17 protein-coding genes are annotated in these 19807 nt (G+C 65.4%); 6 read left to right on the top strand and 11 right to left on the bottom strand.

Annotated features, from left to right (window positions below; translation table 11 throughout):
• Positions 1-121: 121 nt before the first annotated feature.
• Genes E3T51_RS02960 through E3T51_RS02970 form a run of 3 tightly spaced genes read right to left on the bottom strand, consistent with a single transcriptional unit; the run spans position 122 to position 5313 of the window.
• A complete protein-coding gene (locus E3T51_RS02960) occupies positions 122-1741 on the bottom strand; it encodes an FAD-dependent oxidoreductase (protein WP_134527302.1) in 1620 nt (539 codons plus the stop codon).
• Positions 1734-3893, bottom strand: coding sequence for a molybdopterin oxidoreductase family protein (locus E3T51_RS02965; RefSeq protein WP_134527305.1), 2160 nt, complete (start codon positions 3891-3893; stop codon positions 1734-1736). The genes E3T51_RS02960 and E3T51_RS02965 overlap by 8 nt, the downstream gene beginning before the upstream one ends.
• Positions 3894-3900: 7 nt before the next feature.
• Complete coding sequence (locus E3T51_RS02970) at positions 3901-5313, bottom strand: MFS transporter (protein WP_134527308.1); 1413 nt, start codon at positions 5311-5313, stop codon at positions 3901-3903.
• 282 nt (positions 5314-5595) lie between these two features.
• On the opposite strand from E3T51_RS02970, the gene E3T51_RS02975 reads away from it, so the two are divergent.
• Positions 5596-6390 (top strand): RNase H family protein, encoded by a 795-nt coding sequence (locus E3T51_RS02975; protein ID WP_134527311.1) that lies wholly within the window; start codon positions 5596-5598, stop codon positions 6388-6390.
• Positions 6391-6595: 205 nt separating this feature from the next.
• Here the strand turns inward: E3T51_RS02975 and E3T51_RS02980 are convergent, their stop codons facing one another.
• From E3T51_RS02980 to E3T51_RS02990, 3 genes are all read right to left on the bottom strand, one after another.
• Positions 6596-7045, bottom strand: a complete 450-nt coding sequence (locus E3T51_RS02980; protein ID WP_134527314.1) for a hypothetical protein — start codon at positions 7043-7045, stop codon at positions 6596-6598.
• A gap of 190 nt (positions 7046-7235) precedes the next feature.
• Positions 7236-8474 carry an exonuclease domain-containing protein gene (locus tag E3T51_RS02985; protein WP_134527317.1) on the bottom strand — a complete coding sequence of 413 codons (1239 nt, stop codon included), beginning with the start codon at positions 8472-8474 and terminating at the stop codon, positions 7236-7238.
• A 117-nt stretch (positions 8475-8591) separates the two neighbouring features.
• Positions 8592-10052, bottom strand: a complete 1461-nt coding sequence (locus E3T51_RS02990; RefSeq protein WP_134527320.1) for a sugar porter family MFS transporter — start codon at positions 10050-10052, stop codon at positions 8592-8594.
• A 279-nt stretch (positions 10053-10331) separates the two neighbouring features.
• Between E3T51_RS02990 and E3T51_RS02995 the strand changes: the two genes are divergently transcribed.
• The gene (locus E3T51_RS02995; RefSeq protein WP_134527323.1) at positions 10332-11237 is read left to right on the top strand and encodes an oxygenase MpaB family protein; all 906 of its coding nucleotides are present in this window, start codon (positions 10332-10334) and stop codon (positions 11235-11237) included.
• A gap of 99 nt (positions 11238-11336) precedes the next feature.
• On the opposite strand, the gene E3T51_RS03000 is transcribed toward E3T51_RS02995, so the two are convergent.
• Positions 11337-12620, bottom strand: coding sequence for a M18 family aminopeptidase (locus E3T51_RS03000; RefSeq protein WP_134527327.1), 1284 nt, complete (start codon positions 12618-12620; stop codon positions 11337-11339).
• Between the two features lie 51 nt (positions 12621-12671).
• Positions 12672-13406 carry a hypothetical protein gene (locus E3T51_RS03005; protein WP_134527330.1) on the bottom strand — a complete coding sequence of 245 codons (735 nt, stop codon included), beginning with the start codon at positions 13404-13406 and terminating at the stop codon, positions 12672-12674.
• A gap of 163 nt (positions 13407-13569) precedes the next feature.
• Here E3T51_RS03005 and E3T51_RS03010 point away from each other — a divergent pair, with 163 nt between their 5' ends.
• The 4 genes from E3T51_RS03010 (at position 13570) to E3T51_RS03025 (ending at position 18173) form a co-directional block, all read left to right on the top strand.
• Complete coding sequence (locus tag E3T51_RS03010) at positions 13570-15711, top strand: RecQ family ATP-dependent DNA helicase (protein WP_134527333.1); 2142 nt, start codon at positions 13570-13572, stop codon at positions 15709-15711.
• Positions 15712-15841: 130 nt separating this feature from the next.
• Positions 15842-16645: an amino acid ABC transporter substrate-binding protein gene (locus E3T51_RS03015; protein ID WP_134527335.1), complete on the top strand. Its 804-nt coding sequence runs from the start codon at positions 15842-15844 to the stop codon at positions 16643-16645.
• A 12-nt stretch (positions 16646-16657) separates the two neighbouring features.
• Entirely contained in the window at positions 16658-17326 is a 669-nt protein-coding gene (locus E3T51_RS03020) for an amino acid ABC transporter permease (RefSeq protein WP_134527338.1), read from the top strand.
• A complete protein-coding gene (locus tag E3T51_RS03025) occupies positions 17313-18173 on the top strand; it encodes an amino acid ABC transporter ATP-binding protein (protein ID WP_134527341.1) in 861 nt (286 codons plus the stop codon). The genes E3T51_RS03020 and E3T51_RS03025 overlap by 14 nt, the downstream gene beginning before the upstream one ends.
• A gap of 24 nt (positions 18174-18197) precedes the next feature.
• Here the strand turns inward: E3T51_RS03025 and E3T51_RS03030 are convergent, their stop codons facing one another.
• From E3T51_RS03030 to E3T51_RS03040, 3 genes are all read right to left on the bottom strand, one after another.
• The gene (locus E3T51_RS03030) at positions 18198-18494 is read right to left on the bottom strand and encodes a hypothetical protein (protein ID WP_104193095.1); all 297 of its coding nucleotides are present in this window, start codon (positions 18492-18494) and stop codon (positions 18198-18200) included.
• Complete coding sequence (locus E3T51_RS03035; RefSeq protein ID WP_233205974.1) at positions 18491-18838, bottom strand: hypothetical protein; 348 nt, start codon at positions 18836-18838, stop codon at positions 18491-18493. Before E3T51_RS03035 ends, E3T51_RS03030 begins: the two co-directional genes overlap by 4 nt.
• 348 nt (positions 18839-19186) lie before the next feature.
• Positions 19187-19726, bottom strand: coding sequence for a 5' nucleotidase, NT5C type (locus tag E3T51_RS03040; protein ID WP_134527344.1), 540 nt, complete (start codon positions 19724-19726; stop codon positions 19187-19189).
• Positions 19727-19807 lie beyond the last annotated feature (81 nt).

Below are 19807 nucleotides of genomic sequence, written 5' to 3' on the forward strand. Positions count from 1 at the left end.
TCCCTCTAGTGAGTCGGTCGTGCAGCAGTGTAACGGTCTCACCGGAGATAAAACCGGGTAAATCTCATCATTTTCTTCGCCTGTAAGATCTTCCCTCTGCAAGGTGACAGAATTCACGCTGTCAGGGCGTCGACCCGACGGTTGCGAGGCGTTCGAGAACCTCGCCGATGCGCATTTTGCACCCGCCGCATCCGGTGCCAGCTCGGGTGGCCGCACCGATAGAGGCGACACTCGTGTCGCCGGCTTCGACCGCATCGGCAATGGCACCCCCAGTGACGCCGTTGCACCAGCACACGGTTGCGCCCGGGTCGAAGGCGCCGTCAACCGAAGGCTCATAGTCCGGCCCGTCGTAGCGCAGCAGCACCGACCGGTCCGCCGGTAATTCGCTGCCGCGCTCGAACAGTAGCGTCAGCTCGGCGGCGGTGCGCGGCATACCGACACAGACGAAGCCCGTAAGAAACCCCTCGCGGGTGACCATTTTCACATAGCGGCCGTGTTCGGGGTCAGCCCACTGCGACACGTACAACGGAGCTGCGTTACACGCGGCGGCATGACCGTCGGCCCCAAGATCCCACGGGTCGGCTGCGGTGTTACCGACCGACACAACGTCGATGTCCTCGGCTTTCAGCATCACCACGGCCGACGCCGCACCGACCAAGGCCTGGACCTCCCCCGTGCCCAGCACCTCGTTGCTGAACCGCTCAGCGAGCCAGTCGGCCTGACGCCAGCCGGGCCCGATCAGACCGCTCGGGCCGCCGGTTGGCAGCGTCGTCGACTCGCCGGCCTGGCGGGCGGATGCCACGTGGGCGCAGTCGCCGATCGCGTAGACACGCGGATCGCCCCAGCTCTGCAAGTTCGAATCAACCAGGATTCCGGTCGAAACCGGCAGCCCGGCCAGCTGTGCCAGCTCGGTTCGAGCCCCGACTCCGCAGGAGAGCAGCAACAGGTCTCCGTGAATTTGCTTGCCGTCGGCGCAGATCACGGCGTCGAACCGGTCTACGCCGTCGTCATCCTGATGAAAGAGCAGGCTCTCGGCGCGGGAATGGTTGACCATGGTTACGCCCGCCCGTCGGGCGCTCTGGGCCAGTACGCTGCCGCCGCCGCGGTCGAGGTTGCGGGCCATTGGAATTTCCCCGTGGTAAACGACGCGGGTCTGCGCCCCGGCCGTAGCCGCGGCGAGCGCGATCTCCATACCGAGCACGCCGGCGCCGAGCACGACGATGCGCTTGCCTGCGGTCACGGCCGCGAGTACCCGCTGGGCGTCATCGAGGTCACGGAGCACGGTGACCCCGCGTGGAAGTGCGGCGCCGCTGGTATCGAGAGCAGCGGCATCCGTTGCCGGTTTCTGCCGGTCACGACGCACCCGGACGATGCCGTCGAGCGTGGGAATGTTGGCGCGGGCGCCGGTGGCGAGCACGAGCCGGTCGTAGGACAGCAGGGTGCCGTCGCTGAGCGCTACAGCAGAGCGGCTGCGCAAAATCGCCGTGACGCTCACCCCGAGGTGCAGGAGAACTCCGGCCTCGCGGGCGGCTGGCGTGTCGGTGATCTCGAGGCTGTCACGGTCGATATGGCCGACAGCGTGCTCGGCGATCAGCACGCGGTTGTAGGCATCGGTGTTTTCGGCCCCGATCACGGTCAACGTGGCTGCGCCCCGGCGCACAAGGGGCAGGAGTTCTTCGACGAAGCGGGCCCCGACCGGGCCGTAGCCGACGAGCACGATGCGCTCGGGAGGTTTAGACATGGGTGCCATCTTTCACGAGTGCACGCACTCGAACGGTCGTCTTCTTGAATTCGGGCATGCCGCTCACTGGATCTGTCTCATCGTCGGTCAGCAGATTGGCACTCTGGTCACCAGCAAAGTGGAACGGCAGAAAGATCGTGTCCAAGCGGATATCGGTGCTCACCTTGGCCCGGCAGCGCACCGTGCCGCGGTAGTTGCTGACCTCTATCCAGCTCTCGTCGCTGATTCCGAGTTGCTCGGCTGTGGCCGGGTGGAGCTGCAGTCGGGCCTCCGGTTGGGCGTCGGATAGCTCCCGCACCCGCCGGGTCTGGGTGCCACTCTGGTAATGCTCGAGCAGGCGGCCGGTGATGAGGGTCAAGGTGCCACCGAGCTGGGCCGGTGCGCCGAGCCGTCGTGCCTCGACGACTACGAGGCGAGCCAGGCCGTCGGGGTGGGCAAAGCGGTCAAGAAACAGTCGCGGCGTTCCGGTCGACCCGATTGGGTAGGGCCAAAACGCCGGTTCCTCGGTATCCAGCAGGGCATAGCTGAGGCCGGAGTAGTCGGCGAGCCCGCCCTTCGACGCCCGGCAGAGTTCGTCGAACACCTCGCTCGCCTCGGCGCTGAAGCTTCCCGCCGAGTCGAGGCGCCGGGCGAGCTCCTGCCAGATCCACAATTCGCTGCGCACACCCTCCGGCGCCTCCACGGCCAGCCGACGACGGATGACGCGCCCCTCGAGCGAAGTCATCGTGCCTTCCTCCTCGGCCCACTGCGTCACCGGCAGCACGACATCGGCGAGCACCGCCGTTTCGGAGAAGAAAAAATCAGCCACTACCAGAAAATCGAGGGTTTTCAAGGAAGCTCGCACTCGGTCGGCGTTCGGCGCGGAGACGACCACGTTGGAGCCGTGCACGAGGAGGCAGCGAATGCCGCCCGGCTCGCCGAGCGCGCGGAGGAGCTCGACCGCGGGCAGGCCGACGCTCGGAAGGCTGTCGGGGTCGACGCCCCAGACCCCGGCGACGTGGGCGCGGGCGGCGGGATCGGTGATCTTGCGGTAGCCGGGCAGCTGGTCGCATTTCTGGCCGTGTTCACGACCGCCCTGCCCGTTGCCCTGGCCGGTCAGGGTGCCGTAGCCGGAGTGCGTGGTGCCGACGAGGCCGAGCACGAGGCTGAGATTGATGGCGGCGCTAGCCGTATCGGTGCCGTCGGCGTGCTGCTCGACGCCGCGCCCGGTGAGAATGTAGGTGCCGCTGCCGGTCGCTGCTCCCCGTGCGGCGGCAGCGGCGAGACGTCGGGCCAGTTCCCGCAGCTGCCAAACCGGAACGCCGGTCTGTTCCTGTACCCGGGTGGGCCACCACTGGCTCACGCTGCGGCGCAGGGCGTCGAATCCGGTGGTGCGATTGGCGACGTAGTCGAGATCGGCGAGTTTCTCGGCGATGACGATGTGGGTCAGGCCGAGTAGCAACACGAGGTCACTGCCCGGGGTCGGCTGCACGTGCATGCCAGCACCGTCGTCGGTGAGCCGGGCGGTCGCGGTGCGGCGGGGGTCGACGACCACGAGGCCGCCGGCGGCGCGGGCGCCCTCGAGGTGGCTGATAAACGGCGGCATGGTCTGCGCCACGTTGGAGCCAAGAATGAGGATGGTATCGGCCGCGTCGAGCTCGTCAACCTGAAACGGCAGTCCCCGGTCGAGGCCGAAAGCCCGATTGCCGGCGGCGGCGGCGCTCGACATGCAGAACCGGCCGTTGTAGTCGATCCGGCTGGAACCAAGCGCCACCCGGGTGAACTTGCCGAGCTGGTAGGCCTTCTCGTTGGTCAGGCCGCCGCCGCCGAACACGCCGACCGCGTCAGCCCCGTGCTCAGCCCGGGTCTCGCGCAGTTTCGCGGCGACGAGGTCGAGCGCGTCGCTCCAGGATACCGGCTCGAAGGTGCCGTCGGCCTGCCGTAACAGGGGTTTCAGAATGCGATCCGGCGACACGAGCAGTTCGGCGGAGGTCCAACCCTTCTTGCACAAGCCCCCACGGTTGGTCGGGAACGCCCGGCCTGCAACTGTCAGTGAGGCGGCCGGCGAGGCCGATGCGGCGGCATCCGCTTCAAACGACGTCGTTTCAACGGGACTGAGGTCCATGGCGCACTGCAGGGCGCAGTACGGGCAGTGCGTGGCGGTGGCAGTCAACGGGCGCCTAGATCTTCTGGCCGGCCACGGACGAACCACGGCGCAGGTAGACGAAGGCGGTGACGCACATCATGACGACGTAAGCGATGGCGAAGGCGTAGATCGCGCTCGAGTAGTCGCCGGTGGTGGTCTTGGAGAAGCCGAGCACCTGCGGGATGATGAATCCGCCGTAGGCTCCGACGGCCGAGATGAGTCCGAGGGCAGCGGCAGTTTTGCGCTGCGTGCCCACGTCGCCCGAGTTCTGGTGGGCGTCTTTCACGCCGCTCCGCGCCGAGAATACGCTGGGAATCATGCGGTACGTCGAGCCGTTGCCGATTCCAGTGGCGACGAAGATCAGCAGGAAGCTGCCGAGAAATGCCCAGAAGTTGCCAAGTGGAAGCACCGCGACGACCGCGAGGGCTCCGACCGCCATGACGCCGAAGGCGGCGACGGTGACGGATGCCCCGCCAAAGCGGTCGGCTAGGCGTCCGCCGGCCGGGCGGGTCAGCGACCCGACGAGCGCGCCGATGAAGGCGAGGGAGAGCGAGGCCGACGCCACCTGGAAAGTGGAGTACACCGGGAACTGGTCGGCGATGAGCTTCGGGAACACGCTCGCGAAGCCGATGAAAGAGCCGAAGGTACCGATGTAGAGCACGGCGAGAATCCAGAAGTGCGGTTCTTTCACCGCGGCGATCGATCCTGCGAAGTCGGCCTTGGTGTTGGTGAGGTTGTCCACGTACATCCAGGCACCCCACATGGCAACCAGGATGAAAGGGATCCAGAACCAACCGGCGAAGCTAATGTTCAAGGTTCCCACGGCGCCGAGGGTGATCACGATCGGTACGATGAGCTGGGCTATGGAGGCGCCGAGGTTGCCGCCGGCAGCGTTGAGGCCGAGCGCGTAGCCCATCTGGCTCTGTGGGTAGAAGAAAGTGATGTTCGACATGGAGCTGGCGAAGTTACCGCCGCCGAAGCCGGCGAGGGCGGCGACGAACAGCATGACGCCGAACGGGGTGTCGGGGTTGCCGACGCAGAAGCCGAGTGCGATCGACGGGATCAGCAACAGTCCGGCCGAGATGATGGTCCAGTTGCGGCCACCGAATTTGGGCACCATGAAGGTGTAGGGAAAACGCAGGGTGGCGCCGACGAGGCTCGGCATGGAAATGAGCCAGAACACCTCGGTGGTGGAGAAGGAGAAGCCTGCCGCCGGCAGCGACACGACAACGATGCTCCACAGCTGCCAGATGACGAAGCCGAGGAACTCGGCGAAGATCGACCATTTCAGGTTGCGGGAGGCGATGACTTTGCCGCCCTGCTCCCACTGTTTCTTATTCTCGGGGTTCCAATTGTCGATCCATCGACCCGGACGATGCACCAACACCGCCGCACCGGTACTGGGTGCGGTGGTGCCTGATGCTGATTCAACGGTGCTGGATGTCATCGAAATCTCCCTCGGAAAATGGAAGTGAAGCGGCGGTGAAAGGGTGTTCGGGCAGCCCAGGCGGCTTCCCTGTTTCGAAGCTAGTCAGCGCATGTTTCCGGCAGCCGTGACACCCGTTACCTTCCGATCACCAGATGATCACACCGAGTTTTGGGGTTGTTGGGGCGCTGTTACCTGACGGACACATTCCGCGCTGGGACCCGGTGATACGGGCAGCGGATGCCGAGGGTGGCAGACTTAGACAACCTGCGCCCGCGCATCCGCTGTTTGAAAGGCCCGCACATGACGATCATCGCCGCCGCCGACGGTTCTGCCCTTGGAAACCCCGGACCAGCCGGCTGGGCGTGGTACGTCGACGACTCCTGCTGGGCGGCCGGCGGCTGGAAGCACGCGACGAACAATCAGGGCGAGCTGAAAGCCGTGCTCGAGCTTTTTCGCGCGACCGCGCACATCGATGACGACCTGCTGGTGCTGTGCGACAGCCAGTACGTGATCAACTCGGTGACCAAGTGGATGAAGGGCTGGAAGGCCAAGGGCTGGCGCAAGGGTGACGGCAAACCGGTTATGAACCTTGACCTGCTGAAAGAGATCGACGAGGCCATCATTGGGCGCCGATACAAGTTCGAGTGGGTCAAGGGGCACGTCGGGCATCCACTCAACGAAGCCGCCGATGAGCGTGCGCGCGGCGCGGCCGAGGCCTTCCAGCGTGGCCGGCTGGCACCGGCCGGGCCGGGTTTTCGCGGGGCTGCTTCGGTAGCCGAACCAACGGTGCGGGCGCGAGTTGCGGCATCCGTCGGGCAGAGCACCTCTGGCTCGCCCACGCTTCCCGCGGACCGAATCACCGAGCGGGCCGCCGCCTACCCACACGACGAGCTTTTCTCGTTCGACGACCTCGGTGACGCTTTCGGCGAGGACCGTCGCGAGCTCACCGCCCCGCACGGCCCCGACGCCGCGCGCAGCACGAGCGAGCTGCACCGGGTGACGCTCTCGCTCAGCGCCGAGGAACACCGGCGCCTGGTGCAGCGCGCTGTAGCCCGCGGAGTGACGATCGAGGACTACCTGCGCGGCCAGATCTGAGCCGTGGAAACATGGAACAGGACCGTTTCTCCCTTTGACCCCGCACAACTGCACGCCTTCGAGATTGCTCTCGCTGAACGCCGCCGCGAACTGACCGTCCAGTGCCAGCGCCTCGCCGACACCAACGCCCGCGTGCAAAGTTCCCGGAGCGACGGCTCGGCCTCTTTGACGAGTTCTATCCCCAGAGTGTCGGCCAGCTGTGCGGTTACCGGTGTTGTTCAACCCTCGCCGGCGCGTGAATGACAACTGACGGCCGACCATCGCCGGAGATTGTCCGGGTTCCGAAATAGGCGGTCAGAATCAGGATCAGTGCTGTTCCAGAAAAGATCCCATCGAGAATTCCTGCTGGAAGAAGAAAAATCATCAGCGCCATCGTGACGACGCAGTTGATGACCGACAGGGCCACGCCCCACAGGCGATCGCGGAGAATTCCGATCGCCCCGATCAGTCGCAGGGCACCGAACACTCCGCTCATCACCATCATGAGATAGAGGTTCTCCTGCAAGTACGGCACGATGAACGAAAAATGCTCCGAGATGATGCCCTGTTCTACCCCGAGCAGGAGCAGGGGAATGACTCCGATGAAGACGCCGAATTCCATCAGTCCGCCCTGCACGATCAGCAGAATCGCGGCCGCCTTGTAGCTCTTCTTCATTCAGTTGCCCCCGTGGCCAAACGAGCCGTCGAGTTCGACGCCTGTCTGGTGGAGTCAGTTTAGCGGCCGGCCGCGGCACAGGCATCCGTTCGCGAGAGGGCAGCCTGGTCATCGCCCCGCCGCCTGATGGTTCGGCCACGTCGAAGAGAAATCGTCGGCCGGCGAGGGCTCACACCACAAATAGACGCGGTCAGCGTACTCCGATGAGAGAGCGCAGGCCGAATTCGGACACGATCGGAATGCCGTAGTCGCGGGCCTTACCGGTTTTGCCGGTGACCGAAGCGGGGTCGGCGGCGACGAGCAGGCGAGTACGCAGGGTGACCGCCGTGCCCAGAGCCAGCCCCCGAGCGACCAGCTCCCGCCCCCAGTCGGAGCGGGCCCTGGCCATGTCACCGGTCAGCACAACTATGTCGCCCTGCTCCAGCAGCACGGTATCGATCGAAATGATCGGCAGCTGTACCACCGAGGCCGGTGCCGCCAGTGCTGCAGCAACGATCTCCGGAGCGATATCGAGCATGCGGGCGACCGCGATCAGATCGGCGGAATCCGCGATGCTGAGAGCCCCGTTCGACCAGGCAACCTGCACGAGGTCTTCAAAGTACCGGCGATGCAGCGCCGTACAGTCCGTACCGCTGATGCCGCAAAATTCGGCCAAGACTCGAAGTTCACGTGTTTTCTGAGCCGAGAGAACATGATCGAGCAGGCACAAATCAAGCAGGGCGAGGTAGTCGAGGTGCTCTTCGGGGCCGGTGTAGTCGGGGAGTTTCACGGCCGCCCTGGCCAGGAAACTCGGCGTCGCCGCAGTGTTGTCGGGCATTGACGGGTCGCGCTGCACCCACTCTGCGTCGGTGGCAGCGGTGATTCTCGGCCAGGTGGATCGCTCGGCGCGGTCGAGGGCGCTGACCCACGGTGCGACGCTGGGCGAACCGTGCACGTAGGCGGCGAGAAGGCTCGCGCAGGCCACGGCCTCCATCAGGGCGCCCGGTCCGCGCTCGATTTCGATGTCGTAGGCGGCACAACAATCGACCAGCAGCCGACCAGCCCCGGGCAGATAGGTGCGGGCGAGGTGCATCGTGCAGACGGCCTCGAGTCCACGGCCGGGAGCATAACCAATCAGTTCGAACTCGCGCATGAGGAATCCGGTGACGAACTGGGCGTTGTGCGTCACCAATACCCGGCCACGCAACAGGTCGACCAGGCGCGGCGCAATCTGTTCGAAGGTCGGCGCGCGCAGGAGTTCGGCCGTGCTGACGCCGTGGTTCGCCACGTCCCCGGCGTTGCTCCCCGGGTTCACAACGGTTTGCCAGCTCGCAGCAATGCGACCACCCTCGTCGAGGTGCACCACAGCGACCTCGACGACCCGATCCCGCTGATACGGGAACAGTCCGGTAGTTTTCAAACTTATAACGGCGTATCCACGTTCGGGCATGGTCACACTCCACAATCTTGTCTTGTGAAGTTATCCACAAACCGCTCGCATCGCGACAGCCCGTTCGGGGGCTTGTCGGTATCGCTGCGCACTGTTTAGATGTGAGTGCTTAAATGCCTAGCTGGCGGATGCGGCCTTCCGCGCCGAGTTCTTCGGGGGTAGCAGGGTGTCTGCTTCTTCCAGCGACATCCCGTTGGTTTCGGGCACCTTGCGCAGCACGAACCAGAAGGATAGTCCGGCGAACAGGGCGTACAGGGCGTAGGTGATGGGCAGGGAAGCATCCGCCATCGGCGGAAAGCTGACCGTGATCAGGAAGTTTGCGATCCATTGGGCGGCCGCGGCCAGCCCGAGGGCCTTGGCGCGAATCGAGTTGGGGAACATCTCCCCGAGAAGCACCCACACCACCGGTCCCCAGGACGCGCCGAAGGAGATCACGAACAGGTTTGCCGCAACGAGCGCAATCGGGGCCCAGGCACCCGGCAGGCTGAGCGCGCCGTCGACCGTTACCGACTGGCTGAACGCCGCCGCCATCGTTGCCAGCGACACCGTCATGCCGATGGAGCCGGCCAACAGGATCGGTCGCCGGCCGATCCGGTCGACCAGGGCGATCGCGACCAGGGTGACCAGAATGTTGGTCACCGAGGTGATCACCGAGATGGTCAGCGAGTTCGATTCCTCGAAACCCACCGCGCTCCACAGGGTGGTCGAGTAGTAGAAGATCACGTTGATACCGACGAACTGCTGGAACACCGACAAAATGATGCCGACCCAGACAATGGGTTTGAGACCAAAGGTACTGCCGCGCAGAGACCCCGACCTCTGCGACCGCGCATCGACCTCGATCGAACGACGCATGTCGCGAATCTCCCGGTCGACATCCCCGCTCGGCCAGAGGCGGGTGAACACGGCGCGGGCATCCGCTTCTTTGTCTTTCAGAATAAGGAAACGCGGTGATTCCGGCAGGATGAACGCGATCCCGCCATAGACGACGGCCGGCACGGCACCGACGAGGAACATCCAGCGCCAGGCCTCCAACCCGAACCAGAACTCACCAGCGGCTCCGCCCGCACTCTCGGCGAACACGGCGTCGGAGAGCAGCGCGGAGAAGATACCGAGCGTGATGGCAAGCTGTTGGAGGGAGCCGAGTCGTCCGCGCATGTGCCGGGGTGAAATTTCTGCGATATAAGCCGGTGCAACGACAGACGCGAGACCGATACCGAGCCCGCCGATGATGCGCCAGATGATGAGGTCGATGACGCCAAACGCGAATCCTGAGCCGATCGAGCTGACCAGGAACACCACGCCGCCGAGCACCATCATGGGGATGCGTCCATAGCGGTCGGCGAAGCGGCCCCCGAAGAACGCACCGGCCGCCGCGCCAAGCAGCGCGCAAGCCACGGCGAACCCGGTGAGGGTGGCGTTCAGCCCGAATTCCTCCTGCACCGCGTTGACGGCCCCGTTGATGACTGAGGAGTCGAACCCGAACAGAAAACCACCCAGGGCCCCGGCGACGGCCAGAGCGATAACTTTCCTGTTCGAGCCGGGTGCAAGGTCAGTCGCCTTCGTGGACGCGTTCATCGTGCTGGGTATCGATTGCTCACCTGACTAGCCTACGTCGCGTGTCAGCGCGTGCCGCGCCGAGCAAGCAAATAAACGCGGGGGCGTCAGTGCGAACCGGCGTACAGCACCTGCCTTTCGTGTCGCAGAAAGCGATGTGATCATCCTTTCAACCGTTGCGAACGGCGCGCCCCCAAGACCTAATCAGCTGACGCCTCCGCTCGTCGTGCGCGACAATGACCCGCGAGCCTGGCAGCCGCATACGGCGGGCGTCCAGCGAGGCGGGGCTACGATCCGAAGATGGGCAGATTCACGGACAGCTGGCGCTCACACCTTTTGGTGACCCTCTCGGGCACCAGCGACGGGCGGCCGAAATGGGTCGACCAGATCGCCACGGGAGACAACCCCGGATTCTTCGGCCCGGGGAGCGCGGCCTGGACCGTGCACGGCGGCATGGCGACCATGGTCGCCGGCATTCGCGCTCTGCTCATGCAGACCCTGCATCCGGGCGCCATGGCCGGCGTGCACGACTGGTCGCGGTATCACGAAGACCCGCTCGGCCGCCTCTCCGGCACGATCCAGTGGCTCATCACGGTGACCTTCGCCGACACCGTCGTCGCCGAGCGGGAATCGGGACGGGTCGCGCACTTTCACGACCGTGTGATCGGCACCTATCTTGATGCGCGGGGCGAGGAACGGCCCTATGCCGCTGATGACCCCGAGCTTCTGTCGTGGGTGCACGTTGTCTTCACCGATGCTTTTCTACAATCCCACCTTCTCTGGGGCGGGGCTATTCCCGGCGGTGCCGACCGCTACGTCGACGAATGGGCGATCGCCGGCGAACTCGTCGGCGTGCGGGATGCGCCACACTCAGCGGCCGAACTGGCCGCGCAGCTGGAGGCTTTTCGCAGCGCCGGAACGCTCAAGAGCGACGCCCGCGTGGCCGAAGCGGTGCGCTTCATCCGCTACCCGCCGCTCAGCCGCGGAATGCTGCCGTTCTACCGGATCATGTTTGCCGGTGCCGTGGCGTCGATCCCCCGCGAGTATCGCGACATGCTCGGCCTGAAACGATCCCTGTTGCCAACGATTTGGAGTACCCGACTGGTCCTCGGTGTCGTACGCTCACTGCTGGGCCCGTCGTCGACCTCAGAGGATGCCGCCCGGGCGCGGCTCGCGCGCATCGCTGCAACCGGTGAACGCGGCTAACCTGCCGTACAGTGACCGTTTCTTTCGCGTCGACGTACCAGCCCAGCGTGCGAGTCGGCGGCCGCGACGGATCCGGCCGATCAGCCCGGCCTGGTGTTACTACTCTTCGGGTGTGAAGAAGGCGGCGGTCGCCGCGGCGAGCGCTTGCGGATCGTTGACGTGGCACAGCTCCCGGGCCGAGTGCATCGACAATAGCGGCACACCGACGTCGACCACGCGAATGCCCAGTCGGGTCGCGGTCAACGGCCCGATGGTCGAACCGCAAGGAACCGTGTTGTTGGAGACGAATTCCTGATAGTCGACGCTGGCCTGGGCGCAGGTGCGGGCCCAGAGGGCGGCACCGTGGGCATCCGTCGCGTAGCGCTGGTTGGCGTTGATCTTGAGCAGGGGGCCGCCGCCGAGAATGGGCTGGTTGGCCGGATCGTGGCGCTCGGGATAGTTCGGGTGCACTGCATGGCCGGCATCAGCGGAGAGGCACCACGACTTGGCATAGGCCTGCAACTGATCCGACCCGGTCGCGCCGAGGCCGTGACCGATGCGGCTGAGAATGTCGTCGAGCAGCGGACCGCTCGCGCCGGAGCGGGACTGCGAACCGAGCTCTTCGTGGTCGAAGGCCGCGAGCACGCTGATCGAACCCCCCGTTGCCAGGTGGCTGGTCGCGATGAGTGCGTGCAGGCCGGCATAGACCGACGAGAGATTGTCGAGGCGGCCGGCGGCGAACAGTTTGTCGCCGAGACCGAAGGTGGTCGGCGGGTTGGTATCGGCGGTGAGAATGTCGTAGCCGGCGACATCCGCTGCCCGAAGGCCGGCCAGGCCGGCCAGGCCGGCGACCAGGTCAGCTTCGGATGCCTCGCCGACGCCGAAGACGGGCGTGAGGTGGCGCTGACGGTCGAGCGTCAGGCCGTTGTTCACCTCGCGGTCGAGGTGCACCGCGAGCTGCGGAATGCGCAGGAACGGCCCGGTGCGCACGAGGCGTTCGGTGCCGTCACGTGTGACCAGCCGGCCGGCGAGTTCGAGTTCGCGGTCCAGCCAGGAGTTTTGTAGCGGCCCGCCGTAGACCTCGACTCCGGCCTGCAGCCAGCCGTGGGATCCGATCGTGGGTTTGGGCTTGAGCTTGAAGCCCGGGGAGTCGGTGTGGGCGCCGAGAATGCGAAACGGTGTCGTCGGCCCGGCACCGACCGGCTCTGACCAGGCGATGACGGCGCCATCGCGCACGACGTAGTAGCCAGCGGCGTCGTCGATCGTCCAGTTCTTCGACTCATCCCGGCGGGTGAAGCCGGCCGCATCCAGCCGCCGGGCCACTTCTCCAGCGGCGTGGTATGACGAGGGTGACGCTTGCAGAAAGGCGGAAAAATCGGCGATGTAGTCGAGTGTTGCGTCCATCCACCCATCCAACCACCCGGGCGGGGCCAGCGGATGCCGCGGGGCGTGCTGCTACTCGGCGGGTGCGTCGGCCTGCAGGGCAGCGCGCGCGAAGGCGGCACCGCCGACGGTGACCGTGCCGCGGTCGCCGTGCCAGGCCTCGGTCTGTTCGAACACGCCGAGCCGGTCGAGCAGGTGCCACTTCGTGTCGACGAGGTGCCAGACCGACTGCGTCGTGGGTTCCTGGCCGTCGGACTGCACCCAGCCGAGCGAACCGAGCGCGCGCGCCAGGGTCGTGAGGTAGTCTTCGCGGCGGGCCAGGCTGCGGGTCGCGACAAACAACAGCAGCAGACGGGTGGCGTCACTCACGGCCGGTGTGCGGCTGTGGTGGATGGTGCGGGCGAGGTGCCACCAGAGCTCGCGGGGAGATCGTGCGAGGGCGCGGCCCTTGACGGTGAGTACGAGCATCCCCCTGCTGACCCGCAGCAGCCCAACGTCGCGCAGGTGGCCGCGCAGTTCCTGCAACGGACGCAGGTGCGCCTCGCGGTTCACGCTCATCGGCCAGCCCCAGTCGAGCTCGGCCGATGCTTCAAGGACGACCGCCGGCGGCAGGTGCCCTGCCTTGGTCAAACGGATGCCGTCGGCCCCGACCCGGGTCAGAATCCACTGCGCCGGGGCCACCATGCGGGCCATGGCCCGCTCCTGCAGCAGGATCGAATCTTTCACCCGTGCCTGCCCGATGAGTCGGCGAAAACCGACAACGGCCTGTTCCGGCAGCCGCGTTTCGATCTCCTGAATCACGTTCACCCACCGAGCCTAGTGAGCGATCCCGCTCGAAGGCGACGAATGCCCCGCGACACGCACTGTCAGCCCAGCCCGCGCCGGTATGCGCCCAGGAAGTACCAAGTACACGACCAGTGTCACTGGTCTATGAAACAGGGATGTCGGTGGCATCTGGCACCCTTGAAGGATGACCGACACCCGTGCATCCGCTCTGGCCATTCTGCGCACCCTCGTGGGGCGAGCCGACGCCTCCTGGCATGACGGACAGTTCGAGGCCATCGAAACCCTGGTCGACCACCGTCGCCGCGCGCTCGTGGTGCAGCGCACCGGGTGGGGCAAATCGGCCGTGTACTTTGTGGCGACCCTGCTGCTGCGACGCCAGGGCGCGGGCCCGACCATCCTGGTCTCTCCGCTGCTCGCCCTGATGCGTGACCAGGTCGCCGCTGCGGCCCGCGCCGGGGTGCGGGCGGTGTCGATCAATTCCTCGAACGCGCACGAGTGGAGCGACGTGCTTCAGAAGCTCGACGCCGACGAGGTCGATGTTTTGCTGGTGTCGCCCGAACGACTGAACAATCCGTCTTTTCGCGATGAGCAGCTGCCCGCCCTGATCGCTCGGGTCGGTCTGCTCGTGGTCGATGAGGCGCACTGCATCTCCGACTGGGGTCACGATTTTCGCCCGGACTACCGCCGCCTGCGCGACCTGATCGCCCAAATGCCGACCGGCGTGCCCGTGCTCGCCACCACGGCCACCGCCAATAGCCGCGTCGTGCAGGACGTTGCGGAGCAGGTTGGCATGGTCGCCACCGGCTTTCATGGCGCCACCGCCGGAACCGCTGAAGTCGTCACCATTCGCGGCCCGCTCGCCCGCTCATCGCTGCGGCTGGGTGTGCTGCGCCTGCCCGATTCGCGCGCCCGGCTGGCCTGGCTGCTCAGCCACCTCGCCGAACTGCCGGGCAGCGGCATCATCTACACCCTTACCGTGGCGGCCGCCGAAGACACCGCCAGGCTGCTGCGCGAGGCGGGTCACGCGGTGCGCGCCTACACCGGCCAGACCGACACGGCCGAACGCGAACAATCCGAGGAGTTACTCAAGAGCAACCAGGTCAAAGCGCTTATCGCCACGAGCGCTTTGGGAATGGGATTCGACAAACCAGACCTCGGCTTCGTGTTGCATCTGGGCGCGCCGTCCTCCCCCGTTGCCTACTACCAACAGGTCGGTCGCGCCGGCCGTGCCACCGCTTCGGCCGACGTATTGCTGCTGCCCGGCGTCGAAGATGAGGCCATCTGGCACTATTTCGCCACCGCCTCGATGCCCAATCAGGCCAAGGCCCTCGCCGTGGTCGGCGCACTCGAAGCCGCCGGTGCTCCCCTGTCCACACCGGCGCTCGAAGCCAGGGTCGACCTGAAGCGCACTCCGCTTGAGCTGCTGCTCAAGGTGCTCGACGTCGACGGCGCGGTGCACCGGGTCAAGGGCGGCTGGCAGTCGACCGGGCAGCCCTGGGTCTACGACGGGGAGCGCTACGAACGCATAGCGGCCGCCCGGCTCGGTGAGCAGCAGGCCATGCTCGAATTCGAAGGCACCACCGGCTGCCGCATGGAATTTCTGCAGCGCGCCCTCGACGATGAGACTGCGGTGGCCTGCGGGCGTTGTGATAATTGCCGGGGCGCCTGGTATTCGAGTGCTGTGGCCGAGGGTGCCGTGGCGACGGCCACGCAATCGCTCGATCGCGTCGGCGTCGCCATCGATGTGCGTGCGCAGTGGCCGACCGGCATGAGCAGCCTCGGCGTCGCGGCCACCGGCAAGATTGCGCTCGGCGAACGGTCCGAGCCCGGCCGCGCGCTGGCCCGCCTGACCGACCTCGGCTGGGGTGGTCCGCTGCGTGACCTGTTCGACCCCCGGGCAGCGGATGCCCCCGCCCCACCGGCCATTCTGGCCGCCTGCGTGCGCGTGCTCGCCGAGTGGGGGTGGGCCGAGCGACCGGCAGCCATCGTCTCGATGCCGTCGCGGCGGCATCCACTTCTCATTGATTCGGTGGCACGGTCATTGGCCGACGTCGGTCGGTTGCCGCTGCTCGGCGCCCTGGACTGGGCGAACGGAGGCCCCACCGGGGAGCCGGGCGGCAACAGCGCTTATCGGCTATCCAGCGTGTGGGACCGCTTCACTGTTGGCGCCGAGCTGAGTGAGGCGCTCGCTGCGTTCACCGGCCGGCCCATTCTGCTGATCGACGACCTCGCCGACAGCCGGTGGACCCTGACCGTGGCTGCGCGCGTGCTGCGACAGCACGGCGTCTTGGCGGTACTGCCATTCGCCCTGGCCCTGCGCTCGTAGGTCATTATCAAGCTAAACCGGAATAATTGGAGCTTGCGGCTCCTTGTTAGGCTAGGTGCGCCGCTACCCGCGGCCTCCGCACCATTCGGGGGCGACACGACCTCCACCTAGTTTGTTAGGCGATTTTTCCATGAATTTCAGACTCATTCCGGCTGCCCTGCTCAGTGTCGTTGCCCTCACCCTCACCGGCTGCTCCGCCTCGAACGGCGATAACACTTCTGCCACCGACGACTCGCTGAGCAGCGTGCTCGACTCTGGCACCCTCACGATCGGCACCGAGGGCACCTACCGGCCGTTCTCATTCCACGAAGACGGCTCCGGCGAACTCACCGGCTACGACGTTGAGGTGGCCCGCGCCGTTGCCGCCGAGCTCGGCGTTGACGCCGTGTTTGAAGAAACCCAGTGGGACGGCATTTTTGCGGGCCTCACCGCCGGTCGCTGGGACACCATCGCCAACCAGGTGTCGATGACCCCGGAGCGCCTGGAGGCTTACGCGTTCTCGACGCCGTATACCTACTCCCCCGGTGTCATCGTGGTTCTCGCCGACAATACGTCGATCACGTCGTTCGCGAGCCTCGACGGCCTGACCACGGCGCAGTCGCGGTCCAGCAACTGGGACACCCTAGCCACCGAGAGCGGCGCGAACGTGCAGCACATCGAGGGCTGGGCCCAGTCGGTCGCCCTGGTCGAACAGGGCCGAGTGGATGCCACGGTCAACGACAAGCTGACCTTTCTGGACTACCAGAAGACCAACGACGCTGACAACCTGAAGATCGCGGCCGAGACCGAGGAGCGCTCCGAGAGTGCGTTCGCTTTCGCAAAAGACGGCACCGCGCTGGCCGACGCCGTGAGCGAAGCTCTGGCAACCCTCAGCAACGATGGAACGCTCGCCGAGCTCTCCGATGAGTACTTCGGCGCCGACGTCAGCCAGTAACCCGACGATTCGATGATCCAGCCTGATTGGGAGTTGTTCTTCGGCTCGTTCTGGCCAATGGTGGACGGCGCGGTGCGGGGCACGATTCCCCTTGCCCTGACGTCGTTCGCGATCGGCCTCGTGCTCGCACTCGTTCTCGCGCTCATGCGCTTATCGCCGAAGCGCTGGTTGTCGGCCATCGCTCGCGGCTACATCTCGATTGTGCGCGGCACCCCCTTGCTCGTGCAGCTGTTCGTGATCTTCTACGGACTGCCATCGATCGGCGTGCTCATCGACCCGTGGCCGAGCGCTATCGTGGCGTTCTCGATCAACGTCGGCGGATACGCCGCCGAGGTCATCCGGGCCGCGATTCTCTCGGTGCCGAAAGGCCAGTGGGAGGCCGCCTATATGATCGGCATGTCGCACAATCGGGCTCTTACCCGAATCATCCTGCCGCAGGCGGCTCGGGTCTCGGTGCCTCCGCTGTCAAACACGTTCATCAGCCTGGTCAAAGACAGCTCCCTCGCCTCGCTGATTCTGGTCACCGACCTGTTCCGTGAGGCGCAGCAGATTGCATCCTTCAGTAACGAGTTCATGCTGATCTACCTCGAAGCTGCCCTCATCTACTGGGTTATCTGCTTGGTGCTATCCACCGGGCAGGGTTTTCTTGAGAAGCGATTGGACCGATATGTCGCCCGCTGATCCCCTCGTTACAAACGGCCAAACGGATGCTGCCCCCCTACTTCGCGTGCGGGGCCTGCAGAAGAGTTTCGGCAGCAACAGTGTGCTGGAGTCCGTGGACCTTACCGTGGGCCGCGGCCGGGTGCTGGCCCTGATCGGGCCGTCCGGCTCCGGTAAGACCACCATTCTGCGTTGCCTGAACGGGCTGGAGTTGCCCGACGGGGGCACCATCGAGGTCGCCGCTTCAGTGATTGCTGACCGGGTTGGTAGCGGCTCCGCTACCGGCCGGGGCGCTGGATCATCCGCGTCGGTGGCCATTGACTTCGCCGCGAAGACCTCGCCGAAACAGCTCGGCGCCCTGCGCGACCGGTCGGCTATGGTTTTTCAGCACTACAACCTGTTTCCGCATAAGACCGTGCTGCAGAACGTGATTGAAGGACCGGTCATCGTGCAACGCCGCCCGCTCGCTGAGGTCACGGCCGAGGCGCTGGTCCTGCTGGCGCGGGTCGGCCTGACAGACAAACAGGGCAGCTTTCCGTTCGAACTCTCCGGCGGCCAGCAGCAGCGCGTCGGCATTGTGCGAGCCCTCGCGCTGCGCCCTCAGCTGCTCTTATTCGACGAGCCGACCTCGGCCCTCGACCCGGAGCTCGTCGGCGATATACTGCGCCTGATCAAGGAGCTGGCCGACGAAGGCTGGAGCATGGTCATCGTCACACATGAACTCGAGTTCGCCCGCGAGGTCGCGCACGAGATCGCCTTCGTGGACGGTGGCATCATCGTCGAGCATGGCGAGCCGAAACAGTTGTTGCAGCGCCCACAGCAGGAACGTACCCGCCAGTTTCTGCACCGGCTGCTGCACCCCTTCTAGGGCCAGCAGCCGGCACGGGAAGAACTAGGGGTGCGGCGTGATGATCACCACGGTGATGCGGTCAAGGCCGGGGCCGTAGTGCCAGTAGATGCGACCGGCTGTCGGCGTTCGATGCTCGATGTAGGAGTCCCAGACGGCCTCACCTTTCTTACCGGCCAGCGACACGTACTTGTGCGAGCGCAGCGCTGGGTCCTCGGGGTTCAACTGCAGGCGACCCAGAGCGGTACGCACTCGTTTGAGTCGTCCGACCAGCTGTGGCTTCGTTTCCAGGAGAGACAGTCCCGAAGCCGCTTCCCGCGTCAGGAGGAGCGTAAAACTCATGACTTGGGCTCGACGGGAGCGGCCGACTCATCGACCGCGTGCTCCTCATCCGCGAATCGGGTGAAGTCGCCACCCTCGGTGGTCTCGTCCTTACTGCTGTGCTCAAGGCCGCGCACCAGGGCGGCACGGATGCCTTCGTCGTCCCAGACCAGAAGTTCACGGCGCGGGATAGACACCAGCGGAGTCAGCAGAATCTCACCCTCGGCGTTGACTGCTACGGCGTAGCGGTCATCGCGATGCACACCCGCTTTTCCGAAAGCCATTCTCGAGCGCTCATCGGCACTCACCTCGCCCATCGGAATGAAATCCGACTTGAGTTCCGTCATCTTCTTCAGTTCCACCATCGTCTTCACCCGATCACTTGGTGGCCCGCACCGGTCCGGGTAAAACACCGAGACCGATCCATGCCTATCTGAAAGTGAGATTACCCCAGATTTACATGTGGGTAAACCCCTAGCCAAGAGATCACGACTCAGTATTATGCGCCGAGACGTGATTGCCGGTCGGGACCGACAGAGGCAGACAAGAAAAGACCAGTCCGTTCGGCAGGGCAATCGGACTGGTCTAAGCGACTCTTAGAATACAACGCTGCGCGCGCACACTCAAGGACCAAGTCCACCTTTTCCGATACGGGATTTGCACACGCGGGTTGTGATCGGTCATGCGGCTGGAGAATAGCGGAACAGTCGCGGCTATCGAGAAAAGGCGGCCCCGCCCTGTAACGCCGGTCGCTTTCCGGTCCGGCGCGGCGCAGCCGCGTACGGCGAGTTGTCGGCGCGCTCAAGCAGGTAGCGCGTCACCGTGTTCCAGTCGGGAAACAGTGGGGTCAGAAACTTGATCAGTTCGCCCTCAAACCCGTCAGCACCGACGGCTGATCCGTCGTCGACGAGGAAGTCGCCGCGATTGAGATGTTTGTGGTGCGACAGAATGAGACGCTTGTAGGCCGGTCCGCCGGCATCCGCCCCGAGGTGCTCCTGCACCCACTCGAGCTTGTGCTGCCAGGCACTCGCGTTGCCCCACGGGGCCATCGAGAGAATATACGTGTCGAACGATCGGGCGAGAGTGTGGAAGGCGTCGATGGCGCCGCTGATAGGTTCCATGCGGGCGAAAATTCCGGGCACTTCGTCGAGTCTTTTCTCGTAGCGAGAATACTCGGCGTTGGTGAGTCGATCGATTCCCGATTGCACGTTGACGAGGGTGTTGTCGAGGTCGATATAAAGAATCTTTTTCATTCGGTCTCCCTGGCGCGGCTCGCTTCATTGCGGCACCACTCCGATCGTGACAGGCTCGCCGCGGATCGGCAAGAGCTGAAG

Source organism: Cryobacterium serini (assembly GCF_004404025.1).
Classification (GTDB): domain Bacteria; phylum Actinomycetota; class Actinomycetes; order Actinomycetales; family Microbacteriaceae; genus Cryobacterium; species Cryobacterium serini.

Bases quoted from the DNA above. Each gene is read 5' to 3' on its own strand.
- E3T51_RS03040 (WP_134527344.1), bottom strand. From the start codon at position 19,726: ATGAAAAAGATTCTTTATATCGACCTCGACAACACCCTCGTCAACGTG.
- E3T51_RS02990 (WP_134527320.1), bottom strand. From the start codon at position 10,052: ATGAACGCGTCCACGAAGGCGACTGACCTTGCACCCGGCTCGAACAGG.
- E3T51_RS02975 (WP_134527311.1), top strand. From the start codon at position 5,596: ATGACGATCATCGCCGCCGCCGACGGTTCTGCCCTTGGAAACCCCGGA.
- E3T51_RS02970 (WP_134527308.1), bottom strand. From the start codon at position 5,313: ATGACATCCAGCACCGTTGAATCAGCATCAGGCACCACCGCACCCAGT.
- E3T51_RS03035 (WP_233205974.1), bottom strand. From the start codon at position 18,838: ATGGTGGAACTGAAGAAGATGACGGAACTCAAGTCGGATTTCATTCCG.
- E3T51_RS03000 (WP_134527327.1), bottom strand. From the start codon at position 12,620: ATGGACGCAACACTCGACTACATCGCCGATTTTTCCGCCTTTCTGCAA.
- E3T51_RS02960 (WP_134527302.1), bottom strand. From the start codon at position 1,741: ATGTCTAAACCTCCCGAGCGCATCGTGCTCGTCGGCTACGGCCCGGTC.
- E3T51_RS03015 (WP_134527335.1), top strand. From the start codon at position 15,842: ATGAATTTCAGACTCATTCCGGCTGCCCTGCTCAGTGTCGTTGCCCTC.
- E3T51_RS03030 (WP_104193095.1), bottom strand. From the start codon at position 18,494: ATGAGTTTTACGCTCCTCCTGACGCGGGAAGCGGCTTCGGGACTGTCT.
- E3T51_RS02995 (WP_134527323.1), top strand. From the start codon at position 10,332: ATGGGCAGATTCACGGACAGCTGGCGCTCACACCTTTTGGTGACCCTC.
- E3T51_RS02980 (WP_134527314.1), bottom strand. From the start codon at position 7,045: ATGAAGAAGAGCTACAAGGCGGCCGCGATTCTGCTGATCGTGCAGGGC.
- E3T51_RS02985 (WP_134527317.1), bottom strand. From the start codon at position 8,474: ATGCCCGAACGTGGATACGCCGTTATAAGTTTGAAAACTACCGGACTG.
- E3T51_RS03025 (WP_134527341.1), top strand. From the start codon at position 17,313: ATGTCGCCCGCTGATCCCCTCGTTACAAACGGCCAAACGGATGCTGCC.
- E3T51_RS03020 (WP_134527338.1), top strand. From the start codon at position 16,658: ATGATCCAGCCTGATTGGGAGTTGTTCTTCGGCTCGTTCTGGCCAATG.
- E3T51_RS03010 (WP_134527333.1), top strand. From the start codon at position 13,570: ATGACCGACACCCGTGCATCCGCTCTGGCCATTCTGCGCACCCTCGTG.